Annotated in this window: 17 protein-coding genes; 8 read left to right on the forward strand and 9 right to left on the reverse strand. The window is 44.2% G+C overall.

Annotated features, from left to right (window positions below):
• Positions 1-2549 (reverse strand): retention module-containing protein (locus DFP80_RS20735; protein ID WP_181799893.1); only part of this gene is annotated, 2549 nt, incomplete at its 3' end.
• Between the two features lie 382 nt (positions 2550-2931).
• Between DFP80_RS20735 and DFP80_RS18760 the strand changes: the two genes are divergently transcribed.
• The 5 genes from DFP80_RS18760 to arsJ all read left to right on the forward strand — a co-directional run bounded on the left by DFP80_RS18760 (position 2932) and on the right by arsJ (position 8276).
• Positions 2932-4422: a SulP family inorganic anion transporter gene (locus DFP80_RS18760; protein WP_113918321.1), complete on the forward strand. Its 1491-nt coding sequence runs from the start codon at positions 2932-2934 to the stop codon at positions 4420-4422.
• A 172-nt stretch (positions 4423-4594) separates the two neighbouring features.
• Entirely contained in the window at positions 4595-5446 is an 852-nt protein-coding gene (locus tag DFP80_RS18765) for a universal stress protein (RefSeq protein WP_113918322.1), read from the forward strand.
• Between the two features lie 193 nt (positions 5447-5639).
• Complete coding sequence (locus DFP80_RS18770; protein WP_113918323.1) at positions 5640-5984, forward strand: metalloregulator ArsR/SmtB family transcription factor; 345 nt, start codon at positions 5640-5642, stop codon at positions 5982-5984.
• 34 nt (positions 5985-6018) lie between these two features.
• The gene (locus tag DFP80_RS18775; RefSeq protein ID WP_113918324.1) at positions 6019-7035 is read left to right on the forward strand and encodes an ArsJ-associated glyceraldehyde-3-phosphate dehydrogenase; all 1017 of its coding nucleotides are present in this window, start codon (positions 6019-6021) and stop codon (positions 7033-7035) included.
• Positions 7036-7064: 29 nt separating this feature from the next.
• Complete coding sequence (gene arsJ, locus DFP80_RS18780; protein WP_113918325.1) at positions 7065-8276, forward strand: organoarsenical effux MFS transporter ArsJ; 1212 nt, start codon at positions 7065-7067, stop codon at positions 8274-8276.
• An 88-nt stretch (positions 8277-8364) separates the two neighbouring features.
• On the opposite strand, the gene DFP80_RS18785 is transcribed toward arsJ, so the two are convergent.
• Both DFP80_RS18785 and DFP80_RS18790 read right to left on the reverse strand, forming a co-directional pair.
• Positions 8365-8826 (reverse strand): NfeD family protein, encoded by a 462-nt coding sequence (locus DFP80_RS18785; protein ID WP_113918326.1) that lies wholly within the window; start codon positions 8824-8826, stop codon positions 8365-8367.
• Positions 8827-8828: 2 nt separating this feature from the next.
• Positions 8829-9767, reverse strand: a complete 939-nt coding sequence (locus DFP80_RS18790; RefSeq protein WP_113918327.1) for an SPFH domain-containing protein — start codon at positions 9765-9767, stop codon at positions 8829-8831.
• A 182-nt stretch (positions 9768-9949) separates the two neighbouring features.
• Here DFP80_RS18790 and DFP80_RS18795 point away from each other — a divergent pair, with 182 nt between their 5' ends.
• A complete protein-coding gene (locus DFP80_RS18795) occupies positions 9950-10771 on the forward strand; it encodes an AraC family transcriptional regulator (protein WP_113918328.1) in 822 nt (273 codons plus the stop codon).
• Between the two features lie 21 nt (positions 10772-10792).
• Here the strand turns inward: DFP80_RS18795 and DFP80_RS18800 are convergent, their stop codons facing one another.
• Positions 10793-11860, reverse strand: a complete 1068-nt coding sequence (locus DFP80_RS18800) for a threonine aldolase family protein (protein ID WP_113918329.1) — start codon at positions 11858-11860, stop codon at positions 10793-10795.
• 172 nt (positions 11861-12032) lie between these two features.
• Positions 12033-13199 (reverse strand): GNAT family N-acetyltransferase/peptidase C39 family protein, encoded by a 1167-nt coding sequence (locus tag DFP80_RS18805; RefSeq protein WP_113918330.1) that lies wholly within the window; start codon positions 13197-13199, stop codon positions 12033-12035.
• A gap of 319 nt (positions 13200-13518) precedes the next feature.
• Between DFP80_RS18805 and DFP80_RS18810 the strand changes: the two genes are divergently transcribed.
• Together DFP80_RS18810 and DFP80_RS18815 are read left to right on the forward strand one after the other, a co-directional pair.
• Positions 13519-14997 (forward strand): RimK family ATP-grasp domain-containing protein, encoded by a 1479-nt coding sequence (locus DFP80_RS18810; protein ID WP_113918331.1) that lies wholly within the window; start codon positions 13519-13521, stop codon positions 14995-14997.
• Positions 14998-15245: 248 nt separating this feature from the next.
• Positions 15246-15449 carry a type II toxin-antitoxin system RelE/ParE family toxin gene (locus DFP80_RS18815; RefSeq protein WP_241560315.1) on the forward strand — a complete coding sequence of 68 codons (204 nt, stop codon included), beginning with the start codon at positions 15246-15248 and terminating at the stop codon, positions 15447-15449.
• 239 nt (positions 15450-15688) lie between these two features.
• Here the strand turns inward: DFP80_RS18815 and DFP80_RS20740 are convergent, their stop codons facing one another.
• The 4 genes from DFP80_RS20740 to DFP80_RS18830 form a co-directional block, all read right to left on the reverse strand.
• Entirely contained in the window at positions 15689-15832 is a 144-nt protein-coding gene (locus DFP80_RS20740) for a hypothetical protein (RefSeq protein WP_175020642.1), read from the reverse strand.
• Positions 15833-15927: 95 nt separating this feature from the next.
• On the reverse strand, positions 15928-16359 hold the full coding sequence (locus DFP80_RS18820) for a group I truncated hemoglobin (protein ID WP_113918332.1): 432 nt from the start codon (positions 16357-16359) through the stop codon (positions 15928-15930).
• Positions 16353-17225 carry a DUF3034 family protein gene (locus DFP80_RS18825; protein ID WP_113918333.1) on the reverse strand — a complete coding sequence of 291 codons (873 nt, stop codon included), beginning with the start codon at positions 17223-17225 and terminating at the stop codon, positions 16353-16355. The genes DFP80_RS18820 and DFP80_RS18825 overlap by 7 nt, the downstream gene beginning before the upstream one ends.
• A gap of 34 nt (positions 17226-17259) precedes the next feature.
• A complete protein-coding gene (locus DFP80_RS18830; protein WP_113918334.1) occupies positions 17260-17886 on the reverse strand; it encodes a methylamine utilization protein in 627 nt (208 codons plus the stop codon).
• Positions 17887-17952: the final 66 nt, after the last annotated feature.

Below are 17952 nucleotides of genomic sequence, written 5' to 3' on the forward strand. Positions count from 1 at the left end.
GCCGTGTCGTCATTTTCGATGGTACCGGTGCTCTCTACGCCGCCCACACTCAAGGTGAACGTTTCATCGCTTTCAAGAACCGTATCTTCGGCGCCCGCTACCGTCACGGTGAAGCCCGCAACGCCCGCTGGTACGCTGATCTGGCCTGTCGCCGCATCGTAAGTGACACCATTGCTGAACGTCACATTGCCGTAGTCACTGCTATCGGTCGTGCCGTCCGTCAAGCTGAACGCGAACGTTTGTGCCGTATCCGCTGTATTGCTTAGCGTGACGTCGAACGCAAGGTCGTCGCCTTCCGCTTCGCTCACATCTTGGCTCACGCCAGAGATCGTCGGTGCCGTGTCGTCATTTTCGATGGTACCGGTGCTCTCTACGCCGCCCACACTCAAGGTGAACGTTTCATCGCTTTCAAGAACCGTATCTTCGGCGCCCGCTACCGTCACGGTGAAGCCCGCAACGCCCGCTGGTACGCTGATCTGGCCTGTCGCCGCATCGTAAGTGACACCATTGCTGAACGTCACATTGCCGTAGTCACTGCTATCGGTCGTGCCGTCCGTCAAGCTGAACGCGAACGTTTGTGCCGTATCCGCTGTATTGCTTAGCGTGACGTCGAACGCAAGGTCGTCGCCTTCCGCTTCGCTCACATCTTGGCTCACGCCAGAGATCGTCGGTGCCGTGTCGTTGTCTATAACAACCATTGTTTCAGTATCGTTAGCGGTAACGCCAGAAATACCAGTAACACTTAGGCTAAAGTTTTCAATGCCTTCGTAAACAGAATCGTCGATGGTAGATACATTTAATGTAATATCAGTAACACCAGCCGGAATGGTAAGAGTGCCATCATTATTAAAATTCAATACGACGGTATTTCCAGCGTCGGTGTAGCTTGCGCTTAAGCTTCCAATATCATCAATATTGGCTGTTCCATAACTTAGAGTTAAGCCTACAGTCACATCTATAGGCGACTCTTGATTTAAAGATAGAGTGAAAACCGAATCACTACCTTCGAATGTGAAACCGTTATCTGTAAGTGTAGCAATAACTTCACTATCACTTTCATAAGACTCGACACTCTGAGCAGTCCCTTCTTGTCCAATATTATTTGTAACAACAACACTCGCATCGATTTCCTTATTAGCGTCAGCGTCTAAATCAGAACCAGCTATGCTCGCTGACCAAACACCATTAGAGCCAAAAACAGCTGTATAAGACACATTATTAACAACTAGTGTCACCTCGCCGCTTTCAAAGTCATCTCCCGTCACTTTGCCTGTAATTGTTACCGTACCAGCCGCTTCAACAGCGCTTATAACACCATCGTTTGTTACTTGATCTATATCTAGGTTAATAAGTAGCGCAGATTGATCAACCGAATGTGTAGACGTTCCAGTTGAAGTAACTGTATTACCCGCGTCATCAGAAGACGTCACAACAACATCAAACGAGGTGTCCGCTGCAAGGTCAGAACCCGCGACATCTACAGACCATTCGCCGTTTTCACCCACTTCTGTTGTGTAAGTCGTACCGTTAACCACCAAGGTCACGGTATCGTCTTCTGCGATATCGCCACCTGTCGCCGCACCGGACACCGCAACTGTGCCTGCCGCTTCCGTCGCGTTGATCACGTCATCAGACGTAATTGCATCCACTACCACAGCACCTTCAGCAGCAGTCGTATCCAAAGTAACGACAATAGGATCAGAGGTCGAAGTATTGCCCGCAGCATCAGTAACTTTAATAGATAGGCTATTTTCACCTTCTGTTAAATCACCCACATCAGCAGTAAAAGTATTCAAACCGTCAATCGTTGTAGTACTGCCTATTAGCTCACCAGCATTATAGATTTCAACTAAAACCACATCACTATCAATGTTGTCTAAAGTGAAAGTCGCACTTGTATCATTCGTTAATAGGTCAGAAGAGGAAGAACCGGTATCGCTACTTGCCGATAGATTGATCGTTGGTTGAGAAACACTAATGTCGGATGTGGTCGTATCAGAAGAAGAACTTCTTGTTGTGTTTTGAGATGTGACCACTTCGCTGTCTTGGCTATCATCTTCATTCGTGTCATAACCAAAGCCTGGCAGAGCAGATGTATAATCAGTGTCACTGCCACCACCAATTACACCTTCGCTACCAACACGATCAATAGACACACCGTTATAAACAACGCTATCGCTAGCCTCACCCGCTGCCGGTGCTTCTTGTATTAAGGTAGGGTCATCACCCGCTAAGATGGCGTCTTGTAGCGCATCGACATCTGTGGAAGAGTCTGCAACAAGGTCTTCAGCGTCACCTGTGTTGTAGATTTCATCCGTCATTTCGACAATCGCATCTCCACCAATCACAACTTCGGTACCATCAACAAAAGCAATGGTAACGCTTGCATTGCTTCCAGTAGTGACGATTTCACCAAAGAAAATTGGGTCGCCAATTTTTACCACTCGCTCTTGCCCATCAATAGACTGAACAGTAACAGTACCGTTTATTTTAGAAACAAAACCAATGGCATTACCCAAGGTTGCAAAAGGTGTTTGATTATCGCTCATGGTGAATCTCCTGGACTCTAGATAAGGCGTAATAAATTTAGAATTACTACCAAGATAGAAGAATAAAAGCCAAGTATCTATTGTACCTTGGTACAATCGTGCCATTTATTTGCACTTTTCTCCTGCAGATAACAAAGGTAGCGGTCTTAGCGCAGCTGGTGATTGCTATAAATGCATCTAATCTTTATAATTTGCGAACTTTCGGACACAAACCTTAACTTCATAGGCTATATCAATCCGAGATCTATTTCTGAGTCTGTTCTTGATTCAACTAATGAGCCCTTATGGCGATGTCATACATTTGCCATAACATGGCGCAATAATCCCAAGCTTATTTTGATAGCAAACGACTGCTTATTTTTTAAACCCCAGAAGGTAATAAATGATCGATTCGATAAAACGAGACTGGTTCTCGAATATTAAAGGCGACTCTCTCGCCGGCACAGTGGTTGCACTTGCTTTGATTCCTGAAGCCATTGCATTTTCCATCATCGCAGGCGTTGACCCTAAAGTGGGCTTATATGCCTCTTTCTGTATCGCCGTTGTCATTTCATTTGTCGGCGGTCGCCCTGGGATGATCTCTGCTGCCACAGGCGCTATGGCGTTATTAATGGTGACCTTGGTAAAAGAACATGGTTTGGAATACTTACTTGCCGCAACTTTGCTTACCGGTGTTTTCCAAATCATTGCGGGGTATTTAAAGCTCGGGGCACTAATGCGATTTGTCTCGAGGTCTGTTGTAACAGGCTTTGTAAATGCCTTAGCCATTTTGATTTTCATGGCACAACTCCCCGAATTAACCAATGTCACTTGGCATGTCTACGCAATGACAGCCGCTGGTTTGGGCATTATTTATCTATTTCCATTGCTTCCTATCATAGGTAAAGCTCTACCCTCCCCACTAATATGCATCGTCGCATTGACGGCCTTTGCAATGATGTACGGTTTAGACATTCGTACCGTTGGCGATATGGGCGAGTTACCTGATACATTGCCCATTTTCTTATGGCCAGACGTTCCATTAAACTTGGAAACCCTGTTTATTATTTTGCCCTATTCACTTGGCCTTGCTGTAGTTGGTTTATTAGAATCCATGATGACAGCAACTATAGTTGACGAGTTCACCGATACAAGCAGCGATAAAAACCGCGAATGTAAAGGACAGGGTGTTGCCAACATCGCTTCTGGTCTATTGGGCGGCATGGCAGGTTGCGCCATGATTGGGCAATCCGTTATCAACGTAAAATCCGGTGGTCGTGGCCGACTTTCTACTTTTATCGCAGGTTTCTTACTGTTAATCATGGTGGTTTTTTTAGACGACCTAATTAGTCAAATTCCAATGGCGGCTTTGGTTGCGGTTATGATCATGGTATCGATTGGTACTTTCTCTTGGGAATCAATCATAAACCTGAAAAAACACCCGCTATCAACTAATATTGTTATGTTGGCGACGGTTTCTATTGTGGTTGCCACACACAACTTAGCAATCGGTGTTTTTGTCGGTGTACTGCTGGCCTCTTTGTTCTTTGCCAATAAGATCGGTCGCTTTATGGTTGTGAAAGCCGAGCAAGAACAACAAACAAGCCATCGTACTTATAAAGTCATCGGACAAGTATTTTTTGCGTCCTCAGATCAATTTAATGCATCTTTTGATTTTAAAGAAGCGGTTGAAAAAGTTACGATTGATTTAACCGATGCTCATTTTTGGGACATTACAGCAGTATCTGCTTTGGATAAGGTTGTTATTAAGTTTCGTCGTGAAGGTGCGGAAGTTGAGCTGGTAGGAATGAATGAAGCTAGTGCAACTGTTGTCGATAAGTTTGGGGTTCACAATAACCCTGAAGAAGTTGAAAAAGTAATGGGTGGGCATTAAGCGCACCTTTTTATAATAACAGAGATCTTTGTCATGCCGTTACAAGCCAAGGCAAGAAAAAATAGGCAAAAAAAAGCACATTTAACGAGTTATAAATGAGCATTTTCCAGTCTATTCTTAACAAAGTGTTGGCAAATAATCGTCGTACAAGGATCTTAACAAGGAGTGCAACATGACTAATATAATCGCTTGTATTGATGGGTCTTCTCTATCTGAGTGTGTCACCACAGCGTCCGTGTGGGCAGCCAAGCAAATGGGTTCGCCATTAACTTTAATGCACTCCTTAGAAAAAGAAACCGTGAGAACCGACGAAGATCTTTCTGGATCAATCGGTTTAGGCAGCCGAGAGCACTTACTAGAAGAGCTCATCGCCCTGGATGCGAAACGCGCAAAACTAGCCTTAGAACATAGCAAACTTGTACTCGAAAACGCCAAAGAATTTGCCCATAGTGCGGGCGCCAAGCAAATAGAGTTATTACAGCGTCATGGTGATCTGGTAGAGAGCCTCCTCGACCTTGAGGAAGAAACCCGCCTTATCGTTGTAGGTCGTTGTGGCACTGATCACACACAAAGTGCGCACACTATTGGCTCTCATATTGAGCGTGTTGCCCGTGCCTTACATCGCCCAATCTTAATCAGTGTTGGACAATTTAAAGCGCCAACCAACTTTATGATTGCTTACGATGGTAGAGAAGCCGCCGATAATGCCATCGCTCGAATTGCGCAGAGCCCTTTATTGCTTGGTCTGCCTTGCCATCTTGTGATGGCAGGAGACGCCACGCCAGAGCGCAAAGCAAAATTAGAAGAAGCTCATCGCATCTTAGAAGAGGAAGGCTTTGACGTCACAGCATCCATAATACCAGGTAAGATTTACCCTGTACTAACTCAATACCGTGAAGAAAATCAAATCGAGCTTATGACCATGGGCGCCTATGCTCATTCTAAAGTAAGGCAATTCTTCGTTGGCAGCAATACCAGTAAGATGATTATTGAAAGCGACATTCCACTTCTAATTTTACGCTAAAAAAAACTATGACTGTCAAGGGCGATTTCTGCGGAACTCGCCCTTTTTTTGCTGCAACCACTAAACTTGCTTTTTATTTTAAAGTGCTGGATGAATTTTTTGTTAAAAACAAAATAAAAATATATTCGATTTTGCATATATGTGTTTTTTCATATACTATTTCCATCAACATTAACTGAGTGTGCACTTTACAATGAAACTAGATCATTTTTATAAAGCGCTCGCCGATGACACTCGCTTGCGAAGTTTGTTACTAATTACCCAATACCAAGAACTATGTGTTTGTGAACTCACAGAAGCACTGGACGAAACTCAATCTAAAATATCTCGCCATCTTGCCCAATTACGTAAGAATGGCGTCCTGATTGATAGAAAGCAAGGGCAATGGGTGTTTTACCAATTGCACCCAGAACTACCTAATTGGGCGATAAATGTCTTGCAAACCACATTAGATAACCAAATTTTGTGGTTAAAAGGCAATGTAGACAGGCTCGAAACTATGGGCGGCAGGCCAAAACGCACTGGCTCCAGCTGCTGACCATCTAACTTCATCATGAATGTGAGACAATATAATGACTATTAAAGTAGGAATAAACGGTTTTGGCCGTATGGGACGACTTTCATTTCGCGCAGCCTTTGACTGGGACGATGTGGAGTTTGTGCAGATTAACGACCTAAAAGGCGATGCTGCTACACTCGCTCACCTAGTCAATTTCGACTCTGTTCACGGCCGTTGGCACAATGAAGCAAGCAGCACTGGTAATAGCATTATTATCAACGGCAAAGCCATTGCCTGTACGCAAAACAAAAGCATTGCCGATACCGATTGGTCACAATGCGACGTGGTAATTGAAGCCTCTGGCGTGATGAAAACCAAAGCCTTGCTGCAGGCTTATTTGGATCAAGGCGTAAAACGTGTTGTCGTTACCGCTCCAGTCAAAGAAGACGGCGTGCTCAACGTGGTGATGGGGGTTAACGATGGTGACTACAACCCAAGCTTGCACCCTATCGTTACCGCCGCTTCATGCACGACAAACTGCCTAGCACCTGTGGTGAAAGTACTACAAGAAACTGTTGGCATCAAACACGGTTCCATGACCACCATTCACGACATTACCAACACTCAAACCATTATCGATGCGCCACACAAAGACTTACGTCGCGCTCGCTCTTGTGGCACTAGCTTGATCCCAACCACTACAGGTTCAGCCACCGCCATTACTCACATATTTCCAGAGCTAAAAGGCAAGTTAAACGGTCACGCTGTACGTATTCCTTTGACCAATGCCTCGATCACCGATTGTGTGTTTGAAATGAACCGCGCCACGGACGAACAAGAAATCAATCAATTGTTAAAAGCTGCGAGTGAAAGCGGACCACTAAAAAACATTCTCGGTTATGAAGAGCGCCCTCTCGTGTCCATCGATTACAAAACAGATCCGAGATCAAGCATTATCGACGCTCCTAGCACCATGGTCATTAACGGCACTCAAGTAAAACTCTACGTGTGGTACGACAACGAATGGGGCTACGCCAATCGCACAGCAGAATTAATGCGTAAAGTCGGCACACTAGACCAAACAATCTAAACAAACAACAGAGCAAAGCGGAAACACACATGCTGTCACAACTTCCTAAAAGCGTTCGTCAGTATCTTATTGTTACTGGCAATTATTGGAGCTTCACTCTAACTGATGGAGCATTGCGCATGCTGGTCGTGCTGTATTTCTATCAGCTAGGCTATGGAGCATTAGACATCGCTTTGCTCTTCTTGTTTTACGAGTTTTTTGGTGTCATAACCAACCTATTTGGCGGCTGGCTTGGGGCAAGATGGGGGCTCAATCGTACCATGAATATAGGCCTCGCCATGCAGGTGATCGCTCTATCAATGCTCTTATTACCTACCAGCTTTTTAACCATCCCTTGGGTTATGGCGGCGCAAGCCTTATCCGGTATAGCCAAAGACCTCAACAAAATGAGTGCAAAAAGCGCCATCAAAACTCTCGTCCCAAAAAATGCTAGCGGCACCTTGTACAAATGGGTTGCCCTACTGACTGGCTCGAAAAATGCTCTCAAAGGCGTAGGCTTTTTTCTAGGAGGATTTTTACTCAGCACAATAGGTTTCCATTATGCTGTTTTAGCTATGGCCGTTGCTCTTACTCTTGTTTGGCTCACCAGTTTATATTTACTTAAAGAAGACTTAGGCAAAGCAAAAAACAGCCCCAAGTTTTCACAAATGTTCTCAAAAAGCACCGAGATCAACATCTTGTCTGCGGCCAGGCTCTTCCTATTCGGCGCTCGGGACGTATGGTTTGTCATTGCTGTTCCCGTATATTTGTCGAGTCAATTTAACTGGGATCATTGGCGCGTTGGTAGCTTCCTTGCTTTATGGGTCATCGGCTACGGCATCGTTCAAAGTCTTGCACCGCATATAACGGGCAAGAAAAAACAGCAAATACCCAGCGGCCAACAAGCCAAATTTTGGGCAATGTTGCTTAGTATGATCCCAGCTGCCATTGCCATTGGAATACACAGTTTTGATCAGAGCTTATGGATTTTACTAGCTGGGCTTATCGTCTTCGGCGTCGTATTTGCGATTAACTCCTCTTTGCACAGCTATTTAATTGTTCACTATGCCAGCGAAGATGGCGTGTCGTTGGATGTAGGTTTTTACTACATGGCCAATGCCATGGGACGGCTGATCGGCACAATTTTATCGGGTTGGATTTACCAAGACTTTGGCTTAATAGCTTGCCTTTGGGTGTCTTGCGGATTTCTTGTTCTCACCAGCGCTATTTCGTTCTGGCTGCCAAAGAAAGCCACCAGCTAACCTTCTGAACGGATAAAGAAAAAACGCCAAGCATGTTCAGCTTTCAACCGGTAAACTTGGCGCTTCTTTGGTCAGGATCTAAAGAGGTTTACTTAGTGCTAATCGCTTTGATATGCAGCTTACCTACTTCCGCTTCAGTGACTTCCACCTTAGTGCCTGCTTCAATGAGCTCGTCGCTTACCAAAGACCATCCCACACCAGAATAGTAGTATTTAGGCGACTGAGTTGGCGACACGGATTCTTTCAAAAAGAACTGATGATCCGTAAATTCGCTTTTGGCTTTTTTGGTACTCACCTTTGACTGCATACGCTTCAATGGCTTCCACAATACTAACGCAGCCAATATGGTCATTACACCAGTACTCAACAAAGCACTCAGCAAACTATTCGGCAGTATTCCAGCATAAACCAAAGCGCCTGTAGCCATAGCAGCCAAGCCAACGAAGAACAGTACAAAAGTAGCAAAACCCAGCACAGTCACTTCGACGACTAATAGAATCAAACCAACAATAAACAAGCTCTGAGCCAGATTATTGGCAATGATATCCATACCTAACTCCCTTTTGTCATTTGTTGAATAATGGTCATAGCTTGGGCAACCACAGCAGACGGCTCTGTCGCACCATCAGGCAACAAGACAACAGAAGACTCTTTGGCAATCGCGCGTTTCGCTTCTATCGCTTTCGATGCAAGGTCAAGCTGAATGGCTTTTTGGCCTTCTTCAGTCGCCGCGGCTTCACCAACCTGACGCAGTGCTTCCGCTTGCGCTGATGCCACTGCGACGATAGCTTTCGCCTCACCTTCTGCACGCAACACTTGCTCTTCTTTATCGGCTTCTGCCGCCAACACCACGGACGCTTTTTCGCCTTCAGCACGGTTAATCGCGGCTTGACGATCACCTTCAGATTCCAGAATTTGCGCACGCTTCACACGTTCCGCTTTCATTTGGGCTTCCATAGCTTCCATCACAGATTGTGGCGGCACAATGTCTTTTATCTCGTAACGCAGTACCTGAATACCCCAAGGACCTGCCGCATCGTTAATTGACGCGACAATATTGGTATTCAGCACATCACGCTCTTCGAACGTTTTATCCAATTCCATTTTACCCAACTCAGAACGCATGGTTGTTTGAGCTAACTGAGTCACAGCAAAAACGTAATCATCCACACCATACGTCGCTTTGTAAGGGTCTAATACGCGGAAATACAACACGCCATCCACATGCAAAGAAATATTATCTTTCGTAATCGCACTTTGCTCTGGTACATCCACCGCTTGTTCTTTTAAAGAACGATCCGCAGAAATACGATCAATAAAAGGCAGAATGAAGTTTAAACCCGCCTCTTTCGTCGATTGGTATTTACCAAATCGCTCAATAACGTATGCCTGATTCTGCGGCACAAATTTAATCGAGCCCTTTAATAAAAAGATGACCAGTACGAGAACCAGCGTTTGTACACTCAATATATAGCTAAGTAACTCTTCCATAACAATGAATCCTTAATTTTCAAAACACATCCGACTTATATTTTCACCAAGATGTTATGAATCACCACGCACAAAAATACAAGCAGAACGACTATTTTATCGCTACCATAGTAAGCACTGTTAAGGTGCAAAAGTCACCAATAAAACCAGATTAATTAAAGCAGCAATGAGATCTTTACACGATGTCGAGCAACGACTCTTTTCACTACCAACATATTAAAGAACTCCCCGGCGTGGTTATTAGTGAAGCAAGGCTCACGGCGTTTCATTTTCAGCCACACTACCATTTGGATTACCATATAGGGCTTGTTACCCAAGGTTCCCAACACCAGAAAGTTCAACATAAAACTCTGGACTTAGTTCCTAAGCAAATTTGCCTAATGCCACCAGGCGACGTTCACGATGGTTCAGGGCGAAACAATACAACCCGCCACTTAAAAACCTTTCGAGTTCCCATAGAATTAATGCAAGCCGCGCTGCTCGACAGCCAAGCTCGAGACACTAACCTTCAACTGGCTCCATCGATAATCGATCAACCCACACACAACCGTTCGTTTTTACAGCTGTTTCAAGTATTCGACTCAAACCAATACGCCAGCCAGCTTCACAAAGACAGTTTATGGACCAATGCACTATCAAATTTACTGTTTGCGGCAGAGAAAAAACCACCAACCCAAGAAACATTTTCTCTGACAAATCAGCAACTAAAACACGTTAGAGAGTATTGCGAAGCCAATCTATCTAGCAAAATCTCCTTAAATAACTTAGCGGAGTTATGTGGACTAACGCGCTTTCAATTCATTCGACGCTTCCAAAAGCAAACTGGACTCGCGCCACACGCTTGGCTAATGCGCCTAAGATTAGAACGGGCTTGCACGCAATTAGCCAAATCAAATGCGATGATTACCGACATCGCGGCCGATGTCGGTTTTTATGACCAAAGCCATTTCAATCGAGTCTTTAAACAAGCTTTTGGCGTTGCACCATCAAACTATCGCTGTTAATTAAAGTTCCTCGTAACAGAACTATTGCGCTGCAAACGCTTTCGCAGATGCGATAAACGCTTCCACGCCTTCTTTTGGTGTTCTAAAAGAAGTTACTAGACGAACAACACCTTCTTCCCATCGACCACCATAAAACGCGTAACCTTCTGCTAATAAGTAATCTTCCATGCCTTCTGGCAAGGTACAAAACAACATATTGGCCTGAGCTGGCGTATTAATTTTTACGCCCGGGACGGTTTTCAAACCGTCTTGCAACAGTGCCATCATGGCATTGGCATGAGTCGCATTCGTGCGCCACAAATCATCTGTTAAATAAGCAATCATCTGAGAAGACAACAAACGCATTTTGGAATGCAAATGACCGCCACGTTTGCGACGATAACCGAGCTCTTTCGCTACCTTTTCGCTAGAAATCCCTTTGTCTTCCAAAGCTTGTTTGAACACCACAATGGCTTCAGATGCCATCACGCCATTTTTCGTCGCACCAAAAGACACAATATCCACGCCCGCTTTCCATGTCATTTCGGCTGGCGAACAACCCAAAGCGAGCAACGCATTGGCAAAACGTGCACCATCCATATGAACTGGCAAGCCTGCCGTTTTAGCCACATCGGTAATAGCGTGAATTTCTTCTAACGAGTACACACTCCCTACTTCCGTAACCTGAGAAAGGCTAATAATCGACGGCTGACAAGAATGCACATCACCGATTTTTTGATTGACCAATTTTTGCAACTGAACAGGATCCATCTTGGCATCCACGCCACCAATACCGACAAAACGCGCGCCACTGGTATAAAACTCCGGCGCGGTACATTCATCATTTAATAAGTGGCTTTCTGTGTGACACAGCACACTGCCCCAAGGTGGCGTAAAGGCACTCACTCCTAACGAATTCGCAGCCGTCCCAGTAGACACCAAAAAGACATCTACATCGCACTCGAAAAGTTCCGACAACATACGCGTGACTTGCGCCGTGCCATCATCATTTCCATACGGCATCGCATCACCTTGTGCGGCTTCCATCATGGCTTTAAAAACAGACTCTGATGCACCGGCAATATTGTCACTGGTAAACGCAACCTTCATCGAACTACTCCTTAAATCAAATTATTCAGATCAATGAGTACTATCATGACAGCGTTTAAAAGCGAGCGCTTGGATTTTTGTGCAGCGTAAAAAAGTAAAACGGCACCTCCCACAAAACTAAATGAAGGAAGTGCTGTGAGTTACTTGAAGAATTAACAGAGAGGAAAGCTATTTACTGCGTGTTAAGCACGACCGTAGCTTGAAGTCGGCTCCGCCCAAAGCGCGACATTTTTTCAAACTCATCACGGGCTATCGGCACAAATTGGCAATCCAACGGGCTTGGCGGATCGTCAGGAAATTTTTTATCATCATCCAAATCCGGATCATGCACCAAAATACAATGTTCATCGTAGCCCGACATCACCACCCAATGAGGAGATTTTTTACCATCCATGCGAAAGGTGCTGATCAAAATAATCGCCAAGGCACCAGAATCGAAAGCTTCTATTAATTGCTCTAACGGCATGGCTGTATAATGTAAGGGAACATCGACTTCTTCGCATTGTTTAGCAAAACCTTGATGGACGCGAGTAATGACATTTTTTTTCAGTTCATTTCGCACACTGTCGACAAACAAGGGGCCTTCTTCGCTCAACCAAACATCCGCTGACAAGCCACGTTTCTTCGCCGCCAAAGCCAATCCCATCGGATGACAACCGCCATGACCAGAGGTCATGAAAATCGTCGTCGCTTCACGCCAAATTTCCAACTCGTCATTAGGCGTCGCTTGATAGCCTGGACACATTGAAGACAACACCATTTGCAAGGATGCTGGACCACAGGTAAACGGCGTACCTTGCGCTAACCAGGGAATGGCTCGCGTGGTTTGCTCGTCACCGGTATGACGCAAACGTTTCTGCATACGAATGGCATCAGTTTGGTCTTCGTAATAAGCATCATAATGACCAAATTCCTTGTAGCCCATTTTTTGATACAAGGCGATAGCATTATGATTCACATCACTGACCTCCAAACGCAGCAACATCTTGCCTTTTTTAAGGGCTTTTTCCTCACAGGCTTGGATCAGTAATTTGCCAATACCAAGACCACGCGCCTCAGGCGAAACCGCAAGCGAATACAAACGCGCCAAATGAGTACCTTGACGAAGGTGCAACAAGGCATAACCCAACAGCTCGCCGCCTTCCTTCATTGCCACAACCTGTTTCACCACAAATAATGCCGAGCCAGAACTGGTAATCGCATTACGAAAGCTACGACGGCTCAAACGGTCGCCAGTAAAGGCTTTGCTCTCCAACACGAGCAAGGCTTTTAAATCGTCTAAAGTGGCTAAACATATATCAACATCTGGGGAAAAATGGGTGACCGAGCTTGTGATCATTACATCGCCTCTAAAGGGCAAAAGGTCGCTAGGATCGTCGAATCATCACTTTTTTAATCACTACAACATAGAGTGAAAAAAAACACGATTTAACGATGGAAATTTTCGCGCATTCTAGAGCGAAACCTGTCTAAAAGATAGCAAAAAACAGTCTATTTTTTCATCAAAAAAACATTGTATTTTTCCATTTAAGACTATTGTTAAATTAGTAAAACGAGCGCATTATCCGCACAAATTGAGGGCTCTTTTTACCCCCCTTTTTAAAGCAACGTTTACACATTCATAGTGGTTTTTTTAAGTAAAAGGAAAAGCACACCCAATGTCACAGACATACATTGTTGTTGATCAGGCCAAAGATTGGTCCGCGTTTTTACCGAGTGATCGAGTGATCACTTTTACTCAATACCTAAACTTGGCCGCGACAAAAAACCAAGGACGAACACGAATCATCAACCTTTGTAAAAGCAGCAAATATCTGTCTGACGGATATTACTGTTCGCTGTTGGCTGAAAGCCGTGGTCATCACGTTATGCCTTCCGTACGTGTGCTTAACGACCTAAGTAAAAAAGACCTTTATGAGCTAGAAATCTCTCAGTGGCTGCCTTTGCTTGCGAAAAAACTCGCTAAGCCAGAAGCGCCGGTGGAAATGAAATTCCACTGCGTGTTCGGAAAAACCATTCATCCAGAGATGAAGGAATTTGCACGCAAACTATTCGAAAGCTTTCCAAGTCCTGTATTGGAAGTAACTTTGAAATTCCGCAAGGAATGGCAAGTCACCGCCCTTTTCTCTACATCACAAAGTAAGTTAAACGACGCGGAAGAAACCCTATTCGCCGAATCATTAGAAGCTTTCAGCAACAAGGTATGGAGCAAAGGTCGTATTCAACGCGCGGCGAAGTTCGACATGGCGATTCTGGTCAACCCAGAAGAAGCCATGCCGCCAAGTGATGACCAAGCGATTAAAAAGTTTATCCAAGCTGGTAAACAACTTGGTATACATGTGGATACGATAGGCCCAAAAGACATCATGCGTCTGCCAGAATATGACGGTTTGTTCATTCGTGAAACCACCAATATAGACCACCATACCTACCGCTTCGCCAAAAAAGCAGAAGGCTTAGGTTTAGTCGTTATGGATGATCCACAATCTATCATGCGCTGCACCAACAAAGTCTACTTGGCAGACTTGTTTAATACTCACAAAGTACCGTGTCCAAAAACACGCATCGTACACAAGGGTGAAGACAGCGTAGAAGAGGCATTGGAAGCCGTAATCAGCTACCCAATGGTGGTAAAAATACCGGATGGTGCGTTTTCTAAAGGCGTGATCAAAGCAGAAAACCGCGAAGCGCTGACCGAAAGTTTGAACACCTTGTTTAAAAAGTCCTCTTTGCTATTGGTTCAAGAATATCTATACACTGAGTTCGACTGGCGTATCGGCGTACTGAATAATAAACCGATCTTTGCTTGTCGTTACTACATGGTAAAAAACCACTGGCAAATTTACCAACATACAGGTAGCAAAAGCCAAAGCGGCGGATTTGATACTTTACCAACCTTCGAAGTGCCACGACGCGTGCTACAAGCTGCCATCGCCGCTACCAAACCGATTGGCGACGGTTTATACGGCGTAGACGTAAAAGAAATTAACGGCCGTGGCTACGTAATTGAAGTAAACGACAACCCAAGCATCGACCGTGGCGTTGAAGACAAATACCTCGGAGACGAACTCTATATGCACATAATGTCTGAATTCCTACGCCGCATGCAGGTGAAACGTGGAGATATTCACGCTTGATAAGTAAGCACACTCACACTAGACATACGAAAGGCGACTGATGAGTCGCCTTTTTTGTTTAGGCCTTCCTCTTTTGTCTTCAAGAGGAAGGCGGAGGATGGGGGTGTTCTTTGTTTCCTCTCAATCACTTTATATTCATGACCTTTACTCCGCCCTGCTGGGCGTGTAACTTTTGCCCGGATCCGCAAAAGTAACCAAAGAGTCTCTACTAGCAACAGAAGAAGTAAACCAAGGATTGATAAAACCTTATGTCAGAAGAACAAAACGAACTTAATGTTTACGAGCCAAAGCGGTTTAATAAGGCATTAAGTAAACCCTCTGAAGTACAGCTCAAGTTAGTTGAAGATGAAATAGATAAAATCGTCGCTCGTCCCGAAATTGGAGAACAAAAGAAAGGTGATCTTGCCCATCTGAGAGTTCACAAATTTAAACTGGAAAACAGCAAGTTCTAATAGGTTATTCATAGATTGAACAACGACTTGATATCTACTTGTTGCAATTTGGATCACACGAAAACTTCTATCAAAAAGCAAAAGTTCAACGTAAAACTGATCTCACAAAGATAAAAACCTAAACCGCTGACAAAAAAGTAAGGAGTGAATCACTACTCTTTTAGCGGGAAAGACTTTTATTTTTTGGCAACTTGATCAAGCTGTCCACTCTCGGTTTTGCAACACTACTCAATAGCCGTCTATGTCCTCAAATGTTTGCCGACATCATCCCAATAGTCGTTGTAGGCTGTCACATGCTCAAGGCCTGAAGACAACATCTGTTCGCAGCATACTAGCTTGTCTGTTGGTCTTGCGACACGCATTTTAGCTGTCTTGGGGATCATGAGAAACTCCAGATTCTTGGTTGGTTTATAGTTTAACGCCAAGAAACTTCGGAGAAATACAACTCACTGCGCGTGATCGATCACAGCAATAGGCTTTACTTATACAGTATTTCGACACGCATCGGCGCAAGCACTTTAAGCACTTGGTTCTGTTGCGTATAAGTTAAACCGGCTTTTTTCATGGCATTTACCAACAAATCGACGATTAAATTAAAGTCAGTTTCACTGATGTTTTGACCCTGATGCACTCTCAACATGGTGTCGCCAGTATAGATACAAGGACCGCCCGTATTTACACAAAGATGCTCGATGAATTTTTCACGAAATCGCCTAATATTGGTTTTTTTAAAATAGCGATAAATGGTTTCGTTGAAGCTAATTTCATTAATGAGGTTATCGGTAATGGCTTCAACCGTTGGCATACCACCAATTTCATCATACAAACTTTGTGGTACTTTGTTTGGCGCTGCGCAAGCAACCAGAAACAAGCTAAATGCAATGAATGAGGCTTTCACTAGCTTTACCATAAATACCCCGTCATGGATAAATAAATGCCTTCTTGATCTTTTTTAGTCGCAATCGTACCTAAGTCTGCATAGGCTACGGTGAAATTAACGTTTTTGTTCGGCATGTAGCTTACGAAGATATCTTTCCAATCAGTTTCTTCTACACTCGATAGATTGCTTGGCTTTTGGCGATATTCTATGCCCACCACCCAATTAGGCGATAACAATAAGCCAACACTGCCTTCCATCATCACTTGGTAATCGTTGTTGTCAGGACCACTAAAGCCCAACAAGCCCATTTCATTGGCTTTAGTCGCGCGAGCGGTGATATTCCATACGAGGTTGTAACCAGCAACAGCACCTAAATGCACCTTGGTTGCAGCAACATAAAAATCTGTACCGTAGTCGTCTTGCGCGCCAAGATATGAAGCAACCGTATCATTGTCTAACTGCTTATATTGCATTCCTACACTCACTTGAGGATAAGCTGAGTAAACCGCATCGCCATATAAACGTACTTTAACGCCAAGGATATCTTGTTTGATTTGTTCAGAGCTTAGGCTTAGCCCTGTAATTAGGGATGCAGGTAAAACAAATGTTTGTTGAGCGTAACTTAGTTCAACTCTGTCATAAAAGCTGGTCGCTATACCGATAGAACTCAAGCGATAATCACTGACGTTCACATCTGTCATAAAAAATGAAGCAGCCGTTTCATCACGACTATCATAGCCAGCCAAAATGGCCCAGGGAACCAGTCCTCCACCGCCGCTTCCTTCAACTTGTGTAAGCCCTGCTGTGGCCAGAATTTTGCCATCGGCCGCCATGCCTGACAAAGTCCACATGGCAAGACTATTGAGCAGCAATATTTTGATCATATTTTTGTTCATTAACATCCTGCCACACATTAAATTTGGATCAAGTTTACCATTTATGTTCACCAAATCCGTTATACATACTGCCGTGATCCGTCGCCTCAATGGCTGGCAGAAGCTCTAACTGAACGGTTTGAGCAGTATCACTGGTAACGTCAATCTGTTTCATTGTACTTACCCCTTCAACCAACCTTTCACTCCAAAGTGACACACTATCACCCATTTTTACTGGCAAACTCACTTTACCGTCTTTACCTGTTTTTACTGCATACGCATTATCAGCAACCATAATATAACCAATCATGTCATCATGGATGTTACAACCGAGTATCACTAGGCCAGCTTTATCAAATACGACTGGTGGAATATCTGAGCCTTTGTACAGCTTAATTTCAAACGCTTTTGGCTCAGAGAAACTATAAACATGATGGCGAATATCATCGCTATTAGGGAAACTAACAGATTGCCCCTTTTGAACAACTAAGACTCGCGGAACAAAAGACTCATCAATCTGATCCATAACAGCCACGGTGTCTGGAGTACGCATTGCAGCTTTAGACACGAGAATAACAGCATCAGCAACAGGTTCATTGTCCTGATCAATAAGCGTTAAGGTCATAGCTGCAAAAGCATTTTGCAGCATAAAAATACTAACCAGAGCGAATAGATAGCGCATCTTTTATCCTTTTTGTTTGATTCAATTAAGTTTTTGCCATAATGACAGTAAAGTGGCATTCAAATC

This window comes from Marinomonas rhizomae (assembly GCF_003315485.1).
GTDB lineage: Bacteria > Pseudomonadota > Gammaproteobacteria > Pseudomonadales > Marinomonadaceae > Marinomonas > Marinomonas rhizomae.